At 65.5% G+C, this 14383-nt stretch carries 11 protein-coding genes; 6 read left to right on the top strand and 5 right to left on the bottom strand.

Annotated elements, in window-relative coordinates; translation table 11 throughout:
- Nucleotides 1–20: 20 nt before the first annotated feature.
- Both CAF92_RS08885 and CAF92_RS08880 read left to right on the top strand, forming a co-directional pair.
- Complete coding sequence (locus CAF92_RS08885; RefSeq protein WP_085600292.1) at nt 21–2171, top strand: TonB-dependent siderophore receptor; 2151 nt, start codon at nt 21–23, stop codon at nt 2169–2171.
- A 329-nt stretch (nt 2172–2500) separates the two neighbouring features.
- Nucleotides 2501–3838 (top strand): MFS transporter, encoded by a 1338-nt coding sequence (locus CAF92_RS08880; protein WP_085600290.1) that lies wholly within the window; start codon nt 2501–2503, stop codon nt 3836–3838.
- Between the two features lie 98 nt (nt 3839–3936).
- Here CAF92_RS08880 and CAF92_RS08875 read toward each other — a convergent pair whose 3' ends face one another.
- The 3 genes from CAF92_RS08875 to CAF92_RS08865 are packed head-to-tail and all read right to left on the bottom strand — an operon-like array spanning nt 3937 to nt 9545.
- Nucleotides 3937–7083, bottom strand: a complete 3147-nt coding sequence (locus CAF92_RS08875; RefSeq protein ID WP_085600287.1) for an efflux RND transporter permease subunit — start codon at nt 7081–7083, stop codon at nt 3937–3939.
- Nucleotides 7084–7099: 16 nt separating this feature from the next.
- A complete protein-coding gene (locus tag CAF92_RS08870) occupies nt 7100–8299 on the bottom strand; it encodes an efflux RND transporter periplasmic adaptor subunit (RefSeq protein WP_085600284.1) in 1200 nt (399 codons plus the stop codon).
- Nucleotides 8292–9545, bottom strand: a complete 1254-nt coding sequence (locus tag CAF92_RS08865) for a TolC family protein (protein WP_085600283.1) — start codon at nt 9543–9545, stop codon at nt 8292–8294. The genes CAF92_RS08870 and CAF92_RS08865 overlap by 8 nt, the downstream gene beginning before the upstream one ends.
- Before the next feature lie 231 nt (nt 9546–9776).
- Here CAF92_RS08865 and aroQ point away from each other — a divergent pair, with 231 nt between their 5' ends.
- Nucleotides 9777–10226, top strand: coding sequence for a type II 3-dehydroquinate dehydratase (gene aroQ / locus CAF92_RS08860; RefSeq protein ID WP_046615673.1), 450 nt, complete (start codon nt 9777–9779; stop codon nt 10224–10226).
- Nucleotides 10223–11071, top strand: a complete 849-nt coding sequence (locus CAF92_RS08855; protein ID WP_046615674.1) for a shikimate dehydrogenase — start codon at nt 10223–10225, stop codon at nt 11069–11071. Before aroQ ends, CAF92_RS08855 begins: the two co-directional genes overlap by 4 nt.
- Nucleotides 11072–11203: 132 nt before the next feature.
- On the opposite strand, the gene CAF92_RS08850 is transcribed toward CAF92_RS08855, so the two are convergent.
- Both CAF92_RS08850 and CAF92_RS08845 read right to left on the bottom strand, forming a co-directional pair.
- On the bottom strand, nt 11204–11740 hold the full coding sequence (locus CAF92_RS08850; RefSeq protein WP_075044653.1) for a thioredoxin family protein: 537 nt from the start codon (nt 11738–11740) through the stop codon (nt 11204–11206).
- Nucleotides 11730–12005: a DUF2790 domain-containing protein gene (locus tag CAF92_RS08845; RefSeq protein ID WP_085600281.1), complete on the bottom strand. Its 276-nt coding sequence runs from the start codon at nt 12003–12005 to the stop codon at nt 11730–11732. Before CAF92_RS08845 ends, CAF92_RS08850 begins: the two co-directional genes overlap by 11 nt.
- Nucleotides 12006–12224: 219 nt before the next feature.
- Between CAF92_RS08845 and CAF92_RS08840 the strand changes: the two genes are divergently transcribed.
- Together CAF92_RS08840 and CAF92_RS08835 are read left to right on the top strand one after the other, a co-directional pair.
- Nucleotides 12225–12965: a response regulator gene (locus CAF92_RS08840; RefSeq protein WP_003250463.1), complete on the top strand. Its 741-nt coding sequence runs from the start codon at nt 12225–12227 to the stop codon at nt 12963–12965.
- Nucleotides 12962–14248, top strand: a complete 1287-nt coding sequence (locus CAF92_RS08835) for a HAMP domain-containing sensor histidine kinase (protein ID WP_046615676.1) — start codon at nt 12962–12964, stop codon at nt 14246–14248. Before CAF92_RS08840 ends, CAF92_RS08835 begins: the two co-directional genes overlap by 4 nt.
- The last annotated feature ends 135 nt before the right edge of the window (nt 14249–14383 follow it).

Raw genomic sequence — 14383 nt, 5'->3', positions numbered from 1 at the left:
TGCGTGGAAGACACACCAACATGCTTCGCAATACCTCCCTGGTGCTCCTCATGGGCACCTGCAACCTTGCCTGGGCGGATGCTGCCCCGGTGGAACTGAGCGCCACCACCATTGACGGTGAACGCGACGCCGCCAGCGGCGTGCAACTGGACGAGCCGATCCGCACCGGCTCGCGCCTGGGCCTCACCGCGCGGGAAACGCCGGCCTCGGTCAGTGTCTCGGACCGCCGCCTGATCGAGGAGCGCGGCGCCAAGGACAGCCAGGACGTGATCAACGCCATGACCGGCGTCAACGCCTCGGCCAACCCCGGCTTTGGCGGCTTCGTGGCCTACCGCGGCTTCACCCAGAACCAGGTTACCCAGTTGTACAACGGCATCAACCTGGGGTACAGCAGCGCCACGCGGCCAGTGGATGCCTGGGTGCTCGACCGCATCGAACTGATCGGCGGACCATCGTCGTTCCTGCATGGTGCGGGCGCGGTGGGCGGCTCGATCAACTACATCACCAAACTGGCCAGCCGCGACCAGCAGACCATCGACGGCCGTATCCGCCATGGCAGCTTCGACGACAGCGAAGTGGCGTTCGGCATCAACCAGGCACTGGCCAGCAACCCCGCCGATGCCCGCCATTTCATGCGCCTGGACTTCAGCCGCGGGCATGGCAACGGCTACGTCGACCGCAACGAACGGCACACCGACAGCCTGGCCCTCTCGTTGCTGAGCGACCTGACGCCCAACCTCACCCACACCCTGGCCCTGGAATACCAGGAAGACCGCGAAGACAGCCCTTACTGGGGCTCGCCGATCCTGCCCGGGCGCAGCACGATGAAGATCGACAACAGCCGCCGCTTCGAAAACTACAACGTCGGCGACGGGCGCTACGAGCAGCGGGTACGCTGGCTACGCTCGATCCTCGACTACCAGCTCAGCGACAGCACCAGCGTGCAGAACACGCTTTACCACTACAACGCCCAGCGCGATTACCGCAACCTCGAACGCTACAGCTACACCGACGATGGCAGGGTACGACGCAGCAGCCCTTATCTGCAGCGCCACGACCAGAACTTGCTGGGCGATCGCATCGAGCTGCGCCATGACAACCAGCTGTTCGGCCTGGCCAGCCAGTGGTCGCTGGGGCTGGAGTACTCGCGCATGCGCCAGACCCTCTACCCCACCTCGAGCAGCTGGAGCGACGTGGTCGATGCCGAGCACTTCGACCCCGGCAGTTTCGACGACATCCCCGGGGTGAATGCCGGCCTGACCAAGCAACGCCGCCACGAGGTGATCAACCGCGCGGTGTTTGCCGAAAACCGCCTGCAACTCACCGAGCGCCTGGCCTTGCTGACCGCGCTACGCTACGACTACCTGGACATGCAGGTGACCAACTACGGCGCGGTAACGCCAACCTCGCCGGCGTTCTTCGAACGGCGCTGGGAACCGCTTTCCGGGCGTATCGGCCTGACCTATGCGCTGACCCCGTCCGCCAGCGTCTATGCGCAGTACAGTACCTCTGCCGACTTGCCGGCCGGCTCGCTGGCGGCAGCGACCTATTCCAACGTCGGGCTGTTCGACCTGTCCAAGGGCGAGCAGTGGGAAGTGGGCAGCAAGTTCGACTTTCTCGACGGGCGCGGCGCGGCGACGCTGGCGCTGTACCAGATCGTGCGCAAGGACTTTGCCGTGCGCGACTCCAACGACGCCAATCAGACAGTCCAGGCCGGGCAGCAGACCTCGCGTGGTGTCGAGGTGTCCGGGCGCCTGCAGGTGACGCCGAAGCTGCTGGCCGAGGCCAACTATGCCTATGTCGACGCGCAGTACGACGAGTTCAACGAGGCGGTCAACGGCGTGTCGGTATCGCGCAAGGGCAACGCCCCGGTGAACGTACCGGCCAACGTCGCCAACCTGTGGCTGAACTACAGCCTGACCCCGGCGTGGTCGTTGGGGGCAGACGCGCGCTACGTGGGCTCGGTGTATGCCGACAACGCCAACAGCCTCAAGGCCCCGGCGTACACCCTGTTCGGCGCGTTCGCCCGCTACCGGCTGGATGAACACACCACGCTGACCGGGCGGGTACGTAACCTGACCGACGAGGTGTATGCCAAGCAGGCCTACAACAGCCAGTACTACATGGGGCCGCCGCGCACCTTCGAACTGGCGCTGGACATGCGTTTCTGAGCGCAAGGCCTGTCTTGCATGAACATCCCGGCCTGCATTGGCTCTTGTGGGAGCGGCCTTGCGTCGCGAAAGGGCCGCAAAGCGGCCCCGGCGATGTCAGTGGCGAAGCTGCAATCGAGGGGCTGCTGCGCAGCCCTTTCGCGACACAAGGCCGCTCCCACAGTGGACCGCGCCAAGCGAACAGCTCGCGGTTGAATCAGGTATCCCGAGGTCGCCCTCGACAAAGCGCCTTCCAGCGCCCGGCTATCTACTGGCAAGCACAACAATGATGGCGCAGCCCGACCGCGCCACTTTCATCATGCCTGCCAATGGAACCGGAGAGCACTCGCATGCCCGCACCTCACGAGGTATCCCCCGCCACCCTGCGCCGGGTGATCGCCGCCTCGGCCATCGGCAATTTCGTCGAATGGTTCGACTTCGCCGTCTACGGCTTTCTCGCTACCCTGATCGCCAGCCAGTTCTTCGCCAGCGAAGACGCCAGCGTGGCCTTGCTCAAGACCTTTGCGGTGTTCGCCGTGGCCTTCGCCCTGCGTCCGCTGGGTGGCATCGTGTTCGGCGCGCTGGGTGACCGCCTGGGGCGCAAGCGCATCCTGTCGCTGACCATCCTGCTGATGGCCGGCTCGACGACCCTCATCGGCCTGCTGCCAACCTACGCCAGCATCGGCCTGGCAGCCCCCGCGCTGCTGACCTTGGCGCGCTGCCTGCAGGGCTTTTCGGCCGGTGGCGAGTATGCCGGGGCCTGCGCCTACCTGATGGAGCACGCCCCCAACGACAAGCGCGCCTTCTATGGCAGCTTCGTGCCGGTGTCGACCTTTTCCGCCTTTGCCTGCGCGGCAGTGATCGCCTATGGCCTGGAAGCCAGCCTGTCGGCCGAGGCGATGAACGCCTGGGGCTGGCGCATCCCGTTCTTGATCGCCGCGCCGCTGGGGTTGGTCGGCCTGTACCTGCGCTGGCGCATGGAAGAAACCCCGGCGTTCCGCGAAGCCATCGCCCAGGGCAAGGAGCATGAACATTCGCCACTCAAGGAAACCCTGCGCAACCATGGCCGGGCGATCCGCAACCTGGGGGCCTTCATCTCACTGACCGCGCTGTCGTTCTACATGTTCACCACCTACTTCGCCACCTACCTGCAACTGGTCGGCAACCTGACCCGCGCGCAATCGCTGCTGGTAACCACCGTGGCCTTGCTGTTCGCCGCGGTCGGCTGCCCGCTGGCCGGGGCGTTCTCGGACCGCGTCGGCCGGCGCAAGACCATCGGCTTTACCTGCCTGTGGGTGATGCTGTGCGTGTTCCCGGCGTACTGGCTGGCCAGCTCCGGCTCGATGTCCGGCGCGCTGCTGGGGGTGATCCTGCTGGCGGTGGGGGCGTTGTGCAGTGGTGTTGTCACGGCGGCATTGCTCTCGGAAAGCTTCCCTACCCGCACCCGCTATACCGCTTCGGCAATTACCTACAACGTGGCCTATACGCTGTTTGGCGGTACCGCGCCGCTGGTTGCAACCTGGCTGATCGGGCAGAGCGGCAGCAGCCTGGCACCTGCGTTCTACCTGGTGGTGATTGCGCTGGTGGCCTTGGTGGGAGGGTTGGCGTTGCCGGAGACTTCGCGGATTTCGTTGCATGATGAGGCTGGTGGCGACAGTACAAGGGCTGGGGCTCGTCGTACTGTTTGAGAATTTGGGGCCGCTTTGCGGCCCATCGCCGGCAAGCCAGCTCCCACAAGGATTGCACTTGGCTTGAGGGCGATGGGCTGCACAGCCGCCCCAACTTCTCAGTCCTGCTGCACCTCTTCGCGCCGATATGCCCATTGATACAAGGCTGGCAACACCAGCAAGGTCAGTGCGGTGGAGGACAGAATCCCGCCAATCACCACGGTCGCCAGCGGCCTTTGCACCTCGGCCCCGGTCCCGGTAGCCAAGGCCATCGGGATGAACCCCAGCGACGCCACCAGTGCCGTCATCAGCACCGGCCGCAAGCGTGTCAGCGCGCCCTCCTCGACCGCGGCCCGCAGCGTGCGCCCTTGCTCCCGCAGGCCACGGATAAAGGCGATCATCACCAGGCCGTTGAGCACCGCCACTCCCGACAAGGCAATGAAGCCCACGCCAGCGGAAATGGACAACGGGATGCCCCGCAACCACAGCGCCAGCACGCCGCCGGTAAGGGCGAACGGGATGCCGGTGAACACCAGCAGGCCATCCCTGAGGTTGTTGAACATCATCAGCAACAGCGCCATGACGAGAAGCAAGGCCACCGGCACCACCACCTGCAGGCGCTCGGCCGCCGACTGCAACTGCTCGAACTGGCCACCCCAGCGGGTCCAGTAACCCGGCGGTATCTGCACCTGCTCGATCAGCGTCTGCTCGGCCTCTTCGACGAACGAGCCCAGATCACGTCCACGCACGTTGGCACTGACCACCACCACCCGCTTGCCATCCTCGCGGCTGACCTGGTTCGGCCCCAGCTGCAGGTTCAGCGTGGCTACCTGCGACAGCGGGATGAAGCCGATCTGCCCGGCACCGGCAGCCGAACCGGCCGGCACCGGAATCAGCAGGCTGGCCAGCCCGTCGACATCGGTGCGCAGGGTTTCCGACAGGCGCACCACCATGTCGAAACGGCGGTCACCTTCGTACAGCGTGCCGGCCTTACGGCCACCCATGGCAATGGCAACGGCGTCCTGCACGTCGCCCACGTTCAGGCCATGGCGGGCCGCGTTGTCGCGGTCTATATCGATGGTCAGCACCGGCAGGCCGGTAGTCTGCTCGACCTTTACCTCGGACGCGCCCGGCACACCTTGCAGGCTGCTGGCAATCTGCGCGGCTGTGCGGTTGAGCACGTCCATGTCATCACCGAACAGCTTCACCGCCACATCGCTGCGCACCCCGGAAATCAGCTCGTTGAAGCGCAGCTGGATCGGCTGCGACAGCTCGTGGTTGCTGCCCGGCACGCTGGCGGCGGCACGTTGTACCTCGGCGATCAGCTCATCACGCGGCTTGCCCGGGTCGACCCATTGCTCACGCGGACGCAGCATCACATAGGCGTCGGAAATGTTCGGCGGCATCGGGTCGGAGGCGATCTCGGCGGTGCCGGTGCGGGCAAACACCCGCTCCACTTCCGGCACCTGGGCGATGATCGCCTGTTCCAGGCGCTGCTGCATGTCGACCGACTGCGACAGGCTGGTGCCCGGCACGCGCAGGGCCTGCAGGGCGAAGTCGCCTTCGCTGAGGCTGGGGATGAACTCGCTGCCCATGCGGCTGGCCATCAACCCGGACAACAACACCAGGGTGGTGGCGGCGGCGAACGCCAGCTTGCGCCGGCCCAGCACCCAGGCCAGCACCGGGGCATAGCGCTGACGCGCCGTGCGCATTATCAGGCCTTCCTCTTCCTTGACCTTGCCGGTGACGAACAGGGCAATTGCCGCCGGCACGAAGGTAACCGAAAGGATCATGGCACCGAGCAGCGCAATGACCACGGTAAAGGCCATAGGGTGGAACATCTTGCCCTCCACGCCGGTCAGGGCAAAGATCGGCAGGTACACCACCATGATGATCAGTTGGCCATAGATCAGCGGCCGACGGGCCTCACGGGCGGCAGCGAACACTTCATGGAAGCGCTCGGTGCGGGTCAGCATACGGCCATGGCGTTGCTGGGCGTGGGCCAGGCGGCGGATGGCGTTCTCGACGATCACCACCGCGCCGTCGACGATGATGCCGAAGTCCAGTGCGCCCAGGCTCATCAGGTTGGCGCTGACCTTGTTGCTGAACATGCCGGTGAAGGTGAACAGCATCGACAGCGGAATGACCATGGCGGTGATCAGCGCAGCGCGGATGTTGCCCAGGAACAGGAACAACACGGCGATGACCAGGATGGCGCCTTCGACCAGGTTCTTCTTCACCGTGGCGATGGCCTTTTCCACCAGGTTGGTGCGGTCGTACACCGTCACCGCGACCACGCCCTTGGGCAGGTTGCGGTTGATCTCGACCAGCTTGGCGGCAACCGCCTGCGACACCGTGCGGCTGTTCTCGCCAATCAGCATGAACACCGTGCCTAGCACCACTTCCCTGCCGTTTTCGGTGGCCGCGCCCGAGCGCAGTTCCTCGCCCAGGCCAACCTGAGCAACATGGCTGACGCGGATTGGCGTGCCATCGACACTGGAGATGACGATGTTGGCGATGTCTTCGGCCGAGGCCACCTGGCCTGGCGCGCGAATCAGCAACTGCTCGCCATTGCGCTCGATGTAGCCGGCGCCGACGTTGGCGTTGTTGCGCTCCAGCGCCGCGATCAGGTCGTTGAAGGTGAGTTTGTAGGCCGCCAGGCGCTTGGGCTCCGGTGCAATCAGGTATTGCCTGGCATGGCCGCCGATGCTGTTGACCTCGGCGACCCCGGGCACGTTGCGCAGCTGCGGCTTGATGATCCAGTCCTGGATTACCCGCAAGTCGGACGGGGTGTAGGGCGTGCCGTCTTCCTTCAGCGCGCCCTGCTCGGCTTCCACCGTCCACAGGAAGATTTCACCCAGCCCGGTGGAAATCGGCCCCATGCCCGCTTCGATGCCGTCGGGCAGCTGCTCACGCGCCACTTGCAGGCGCTCGTTGACCAGCTGGCGGGCGAAGAACAGGTCGGTGCCGTCGTCGAAAATGACCGTGACCTGCGACAGGCCCGAGCGCGACAGCGAGCGGGTCTGCTTGAGCCCCGGCAGGCCGGCCATGGCGGTCTCGATGGCGAAGGTGATGCGCTGCTCGGTCTCCAGCGGCGAATAGCCGGGCGCGGCGGTATTGATCTGCACCTGGACGTTGGTGATGTCCGGTACAGCGTCGATCGGCAGTTTCTGGTAGCTGTGGATACCCACCGCGGCCATCAGGACCACGGCCAGCATCACCACCAGGCGCTGCTCGATGGCGAATTGGATCAGGCGTTCGAACATGCAGGCGTTCCCGTGATCAATGACTGTGCTCGGCCGAGCCTTTGCCCAGCTCGGACTTGAGGACAAAGCTGCCGGCAGCGGCCACCTGCGTGCCGGCGGCAAGGCCGGTGGTGATTTCCACCTGGCCGGCATCGCGGCGGCCGGTCGTTACCGGGCGGGCCTCGAAACCTTCCTCGGTACGGGCAAACACCACGGTCTGCTCCTCCCAGGTTTGCAGTGCGCTTTGCGGTACCACCACAGCGGCGTTGAAGCGTTCGACGCTGACCGCGACATTGACGAACAGCCCTGGGCGCCAGGCGCCGTTGGGGTTGGCCAGCGTGGCGCGGACAGTGGCAGCACGGTTCTGCTCGCCGAGCAGGCTGCCGACGTAGTTGATCTTGCCCTCGACCCGGGCGCCCAGGTCCGGCGCGCTGACCGTGACGTTGCGGCCGGTTGTCACCTTGTCCAGGTCGCGCGGGGCGACGGCGAAGGTGGCCCAGACCCGGCTCAGGTCAGACAGGGTGAAGGCATTGCTGGTCTCATCGACCACCTCGCCCACGGTCAGATGCTTTTCCACCACCACGGCATCGAACGGCGCGCGCAGTTCATAGCGGTTGCCGGCTCCGGCCGGGCCCACGGCGGCGACTTTCTGCCGGGCGTTGGCCAAGGCAATCTCGGCTTCCTGCAACACCTGACGGGCCTGCAGGTAATCCTGCTCGGCGCTGATGCGTTCCTGCCACAGCTGCTGTTCGCGCTGGAAGGTCAGGCGCGCCAGTTCCAGGCGGCGCTGGGCAGCCTGTTGTTCGCTGCGCAGGTCGGAAATCTGCTGGCTTGCAATTACCGCCAGCACCTCACCACGCTTGACCGCCTGGCCCAGTTCGGCTTGCACCGACTCGACCACACCGGGCACGCGTGGCACGACATGGGCGGTGCGGTCCTCGTCGAAGCGGATTTCACCCGGGAAGCTGATGGCGGTGCCCAGTTCACGAGGGCCGGCATCGGCCAGTTGCACACCGGCAGCTTCGATCTGGGCGATGGACAGGTGCAACTTGCCCGCCTCTTCTTCGTGACCTTCGCCGGCCTGTTCCTCGCCGTGGCCGTGGCTGTCTTCGCCGTGGTCGTCGTGCCGGGTTTCAGTGCTTGAGGCGTTGCCGAGGTTGCCGGTCCAGGCCAGGCCACCCAGGCCAAGCGCGGCAATGGTGGCAGCCAGAATGGCTATCTTGCGTGGGTTAGTCATTGTTGCTCCTGCTGTTCAATTTGTTGCTCAGGCCATCGAGGTCGCCATAGATCCGCTCGACCTGCGCCCGCGCGTCGGTCGCCGAGGCCAGTGCGTCGAGGTACAACCCGCGCGCCTCGATCAGCGTGCGCTGGGCGTCGAGCACATCAAGGAAGGCGAACTTGCCCATTTCGAAACCACGTGTGGCGGTGTCCACGGCCTGCTGGGCAGACGGCAGGATGGTGCGGTCATAGGCCTGCACTTCCTGCATGGCCGTGGCCCACTGGCTGACGGCGCTGCGGGTTTCACTGCGCAGGCGCAGCCCCACGGCGTTGCGCAGGTCACGCGCCTGGTCGGCACGGCGGGCCGCGGCCAGCACGTTGCCCTGGTTGCGGTCGAACAGCGGCAAGGGCATCGACAGGCCCACCACATTGACCCTCTCGCGGTCTTCGCGGCTGTACTGGCTGCCAAGGCTGACGGTGAGGTTGGGAATGCGCAGAGCCTTTTCCGACCCCAGGGAGGCTTCGCCGCGCTCGACCTGGGCGGCGGCCAGGCGCCATTCAGCCGTTTGCTCGACCTGGTCGAGCAGGGTGTCGGCGCTGGGCGCATCACCGGGGGACAGGTTGGCTGCCAGCAACTGGTCGAAGCTTGCCAGCGGGCTACCGGTCAACCGTGCCAGGGCCTGGTAGGCCACACTGCGCTGGGTTTGCGCACGGCGCACTTCGGCCTGGGCCTGGGCCAGCTGCACCTGGGCTCGGGTAGCCTCCACTGGCGATGACTGGCCAGCACTCACCCGCCCCTGCACCACCCGCAGCCCACGCTCGGTCAACGCCTGCGATTGCTGCGCCAGCTCCAGCGCGGTCTGCGCGCGCAGGGCCGCGTGGAAGGCCTGCACCACATCGGCGCGCAGGCCGTTGCGCTGGCGCTCCAGGTCCAGCTGGGCAATGGCCTGACCGGCACCGGCCACGGCAATGCGTGCGCCGCGTTTGCCACCCAGCTCCAGCGGTTGGCTGAGGGTGACGGTGGTGGTGCTGGTGTCCCGGCGGGTGTCCTCGACCTCCCAGGACAGTTCCGGGTTGGGGATCAGCCCCGCCTGGCGCCGCTCGCCGTCGGCAATGCCGATTTCCCGGCTGGCCGCTGCCAACTCCGGGTTCTGGGCAAAGGCGGCGTCAAGCGCCTGGGGCAGGCTCAGGCTCTGGCTGGCCTGGGCGCTGGCGACACCCGCCAGCAAAAGGCTGAGCAAGGCGGTCTTGCGGGGGATGGGCACGGAAAAGGTCCTCGTCGGCGAGCTTTGGCGAGGGACTTTAGAAAGCCGTGCTTATCGGAGCGGTGGCGGGAAAATTACAATTTTGTAATCCAGCTGCTCCTACAGGGGTATGTACATGCTGAGGGTTCGATAATCGCCCACTTTCCCGGTACAGCGGTTTAGTCCAATTGACTAAACTAACTAGACGGTACAAAACTAGGTGCATCCAACAACAACAAAGCGATGCCCGTAATGAAGCCCATTATTCTCGTGCTCAACGGCCCCAACCTGAACATGCTGGGCACCCGCGAGCCTGCCCAGTACGGCTACGAAACCCTCGCCGACCTGGCCCGGGGTTGCGCCGATACTGCCCATGCCCATGACCTGGAAATCGAATTCCGCCAAACCAACCACGAAGGCGAACTGATCGACTGGATCCATGCTGCCCGTGGCCGCTGTGCCGGCATCGTGATCAACCCCGGTGCCTGGACCCACACCTCGGTAGCCATCCGCGATGCACTGGTGGCCAGTGAAGTGCCGGTCATCGAAGTGCACCTGTCCAACGTGCACAAGCGCGAACCGTTCCGTCACCTGTCGTTCATATCGTCCATCGCTGTCGGGGTCATTTGCGGGCTGGGCAGCCATGGCTACCGCATGGCCATCAGCCACTTCGCCGAAATGTTGCAGGAGCGCAGCGCATGAGCCAGCAAGCCATCCTTGCCGGCCTGATCGGCCGCGGCATCCAGCTGTCGCGCACTCCTGCCCTGCACGAACACGAAGGTGATGCCCAAGCGCTGCGTTACCTGTACCGGCTGATCGATGCCGACCAGCTCCAACTGGACGACAGCGCCCTGCCCGGCCTGCTCGACGCCGCCCAGCACACCGGTTTCACCGGGCTCAACATCACCTACCCGTTCAAGCAGGCGATCCTGCCGTTGCTCGACGAACTGTCGGACGAAGCCCGTGGCATCGGCGCGGTGAACACCGTTGTACTCAAGGACGGCAAGCGGGTCGGCCACAACACCGACTGCCTGGGCTTTGCCGAAGGCTTGCGCCGTGGCCTGCCGGATGTCGCACGGCACCAGGTGGTGCAGATGGGTGCCGGTGGTGCCGGTTCGGCCGTGGCCCATGCCCTGCTCGGTGAAGGGGTCGAGCGGCTGGTACTGTTCGAGGTGGACGCGGCCCGTGCACAGGCGCTGGTGGACAACCTGAATGCCCACTTCGGCGCCGGGCGCGCCGTGGTCGGCACCGACCTGGCCACGGCCCTGGCCGAGGCGGACGGGCTGGTCAACACCACGCCGGTAGGCATGGCCAAGCTGCCGGGCACGCCGCTGCCGGTGGAGCTGCTGCATGCACGCCTGTGGGTGGCGGAGATCATCTACTTCCCGCTTGAGACCGAACTGCTGCGTGCCGCCCGGGCACTGGGCTGCCGCACCCTGGACGGCAGCAACATGGCCGTGTTCCAGGCAGTGAAGGCGTTCGAGCTGTTCAGCGGGCGCCAGGCGGATGCGGCGCGGATGCAGGCGCATTTTGCCAGTTTCACCTGACGGGTCGGTGTTGGCTTCTTCGCGGGTAAACCCGCTCCCACAGGGATCGCACAAGTCTGCAAACGGTGCAGTATCTGTGGAAGCGGGTTCATCGAGTCGTCGAACCGCCGCGAAGAGGCCGGCACAGACAACTCACCCTTTCTCATCCAGCAACGCCTGTATCACCTGCTCTTGCCCCCCATAATCCCCCTCGCCAAAGTGCACATGGCGCACCTGCCCCTTGCGGTCGACAAAGTAGTGTGCCGGCCAGAACTGGTTGCCCCAGGCATTCCACACCTTGTAGTCGTTATCCACCGCCACCGGGTAACCGATCCCCAAGCTGGCCACCTTGTCACGCAAGGTGCCTACATCGTGCTCGTAGTCGTACTCCGGCGTGTGCACGCCGACCACCACCAGGCCCTGGTCGGCATAGCGCCGCGCCCATTCGTTCACATGGGGCAGGCTGCGCCGGCAGTTGATGCAGTCCCAGGTCCAGAAGTCCACCAGCACCACCTTGCCCTTGAGCCCGGGGCCATCCAGCGGCGCCGAATTGAGCCACTGGCTGGCTCCCGACAGCGACGGCATGGCACCGTAGCTGTCGCGGGCCATCAGGTGCCCAGCCAGGCCCAGGCCGGCCAGCGCCAGGGCAATGCCACCAACCTTCAACAACAAGCGGCGATCAATTCTCATGGCAACCGCCGGTGGCGTAGGTGCGGTACTGCACGCTCTGCTGCTGGCCCTTGGAGTCGAGGTAGTCCATGCGAGTGTTCACCAGGCCGCAGGCGTCGCTCTGGTCATCCTGTATCGACAGCACTTTCTTCACATCCAGGTGGTCACCGTAGCGGTACTGCATGACCCCGGTATCGTCCATTGGCATCGTGGAGGCCTGGGCGGCAAGGGCGCCGAAGCTGAGCACGGCGAACAGGGTGGCACGGGCGAAGGTATTGAAGTTCATGGCATCTCTCCTGTGTATCGCTTGAGGGTGGGGAGTTGTGCTCCCCGGTCGAGAGCCATTTCACGCCGGCCAGGTATCCCGTATGTGTCGCCGAAGCTGTGATGTGCTTCCTCCTGTATCTGTACACATGCCGGATACACTGCAATACAAACCCCCGCAGGCAAGCGCTAACGCGCTCGGTACACTGCGCCCATCCCCTCTTGCACAGGAACGCAGCGCATGGAACACGTCGATCACATCCTGATCGTCGACGACGACCGCGAAATCCGCGAACTGGTCGGCAACTACCTGAAGAAGAATGGCCTACGCACCAGCATCGTCGCCGACGGCCGGCAGATGCGCGCCTTTCTCGAAGCCAACAGCGTCGACCTGATCGTCCTGGACATCATGATGCCCGGCGACGACGGCCTGCTGTTGTGCCGAGAGCTGCGCGCCGGCAAGCACCGCAACACCCCGGTGCTGATGCTGACCGCCCGCAACGACGAAACCGACCGCATCATCGGCCTGGAAATGGGCGCCGACGATTACCTGACCAAACCGTTCTCGGCTCGCGAACTGCTGGCCCGCATCAACGCCGTGCTGCGCCGCACGCGCATGCTGCCCCCCAACCTGACCATCAGCGAAAGCAGCCGCCTGCTCGGTTTCGGCCAGTGGCGGCTGGACACCACCGCGCGCCATCTGCTCGACAGCGAAGGCACCCTGGTTGCCCTGAGTGGTGCCGAATATCGCCTGCTTCGGGTGTTTCTCGACCACCCGCAGCGGGTGCTGAGCCGTGAGCAGTTGCTCAACCTGACCCAAGGCCGCGAAGCCGACATCTTCGACCGCTCCATCGACCTGCTGGTCAGCCGCCTGCGCCAGCGCTTGGGAGACGACGCCCGCGAACCCAGCTGCATCAAGACCGTGCGCAGCGAGGGCTACGTTTTCTCGCTGCCGGTGCAACTGCTCGAGTCGCCATCATGAAGTGGCCACGCACCCTGGCCTCGCGCCTGGCACTGATCTTCTTCACCGGCCTGGTGCTGGCCTACGGCCTTTCGTTCGGCCTGCAGGCCTACGAGCGCTACATCAGCAGCCGCTCGATGATGCTCAGCACCCTGGAGCAGGACGTGGCCACCTCGGTGGCCATCCTCGACCGCCTGCCCGCGGCCGAGCGCGCCGCCTGGTTGCCACGCCTGGAGCGGCGTACCTACCGCTACCGGCTGGACCATGGCCTGGCGGGCGAAGCCATGCCCAGCAGCGACCCGCCCATGGCTGCCGACTCGATCGTCAAGGCCATTGGCGCCGACTATCGCCTTTCCTTCCAGGAAATCCCCGGCCCGAACGCGCACTTCCAGGCACACCTGACCCTAGCTGATGGCGCACCGCTGACCATCGACGTTACCCCATCGCCGGTTCCTGTGGCACGTTGGCTGCCCGTGGTGTTGCTGATCCAGTTGGCCGTGCTGTTGCTGTGCACCTGGCTGGCGGTACGCCTGGCGATCGGCCCGCTGACCCGCCTGGCCCGCGCGGTGGACAACCTCGACCCGGACAAGCCTGGCGTGCAGCTGGATGAAAGCGGCCCGCGCGAGGTGCGCTACGCCGCCGTGGCCTTCAACGCGCTGCAGGCGCGCATCGCTGCCTACCTCAAGGAACGCATGCAGTTGCTGGCAGCCATTTCCCATGACCTGCAAACGCCGATCACGCGCATGAAACTGCGCGTCGAAGTGATGGACGACGGGGTTGAAAAGGACAAGCTGTGGAGCGACCTGGGCGAAATGGAACACCTGGTGCGCGAAGGCGTGGCCTATGCCCGCAGCATGGACACCAGCACCGAGGCACCGTGCCGGGTGAACCTCGATGCCTTCCTCGACAGCCTGGTGTTCGACTACCAGGACAGTGGCGCCCAGGTCGAGCGCCATGGCAGCAGCGGCAGCCTGCTGGAAACTCGCCCCCATGCGCTGCGCCGGGTGCTGGTGAACCTGGTGGACAATGCTCTCAAGTTTGCCGGTGCTGCCGAGCTGGAGGTGTGCCGCGAGGGTGACATGACCGTGATCCGCGTGCTCGACAACGGGCCAGGCATACCCGGTGATGAACTGGATGAAGTGCTCAAGCCGTTCTATCGCGTGGAAGGCTCACGCAACCGCAGCACCGGCGGCACCGGGCTGGGGTTGGCGATTGCCCACCAGCTGATCCAGGCGATGGGCGGCCGACTGACCCTGAGCAATCGTGCAAGCGGCGGGCTGTGCGCGCAGATCGAGCTGAAGTAAGCAATCTCAGGTAGGCGCGGCCTTGTGTCGCGCTCGGGCCGCAAAGCGGCCCCGGCAATTCATGCGCCGAAGCTGAAAACCTGAGGCTGCTTCGCAGCCCATCGCGACCCAAGGCCGCTCCTACGGGGACTGCGG

This window comes from Pseudomonas sp. B10(2017) (assembly GCF_002113295.1).
Classification (GTDB): domain Bacteria; phylum Pseudomonadota; class Gammaproteobacteria; order Pseudomonadales; family Pseudomonadaceae; genus Aquipseudomonas; species Aquipseudomonas pudica.
The sequence above is the reverse complement of the archived record's forward strand: the minus strand, read 5'-3'. Positions and strand labels throughout refer to the sequence as shown.

Excerpts from the sequence above, each read along its gene's own strand:
- CAF92_RS08885 (WP_085600292.1), top strand. The coding sequence starts at position 21 with ATGCTTCGCAATACCTCCCTGGTGCTCCTCATGGGCACCTGCAACCTT.
- CAF92_RS08880 (WP_085600290.1), top strand. The coding sequence starts at position 2,501 with ATGCCCGCACCTCACGAGGTATCCCCCGCCACCCTGCGCCGGGTGATC.
- CAF92_RS08875 (WP_085600287.1), bottom strand. The coding sequence starts at position 7,083 with ATGTTCGAACGCCTGATCCAATTCGCCATCGAGCAGCGCCTGGTGGTG.
- CAF92_RS08870 (WP_085600284.1), bottom strand. The coding sequence starts at position 8,299 with ATGACTAACCCACGCAAGATAGCCATTCTGGCTGCCACCATTGCCGCG.
- aroQ (WP_046615673.1), top strand. The coding sequence starts at position 9,777 with ATGAAGCCCATTATTCTCGTGCTCAACGGCCCCAACCTGAACATGCTG.
- CAF92_RS08855 (WP_046615674.1), top strand. The coding sequence starts at position 10,223 with ATGAGCCAGCAAGCCATCCTTGCCGGCCTGATCGGCCGCGGCATCCAG.
- CAF92_RS08850 (WP_075044653.1), bottom strand. The coding sequence starts at position 11,740 with ATGAGAATTGATCGCCGCTTGTTGTTGAAGGTTGGTGGCATTGCCCTG.
- CAF92_RS08845 (WP_085600281.1), bottom strand. The coding sequence starts at position 12,005 with ATGAACTTCAATACCTTCGCCCGTGCCACCCTGTTCGCCGTGCTCAGC.
- CAF92_RS08840 (WP_003250463.1), top strand. The coding sequence starts at position 12,225 with ATGGAACACGTCGATCACATCCTGATCGTCGACGACGACCGCGAAATC.
- CAF92_RS08835 (WP_046615676.1), top strand. The coding sequence starts at position 12,962 with ATGAAGTGGCCACGCACCCTGGCCTCGCGCCTGGCACTGATCTTCTTC.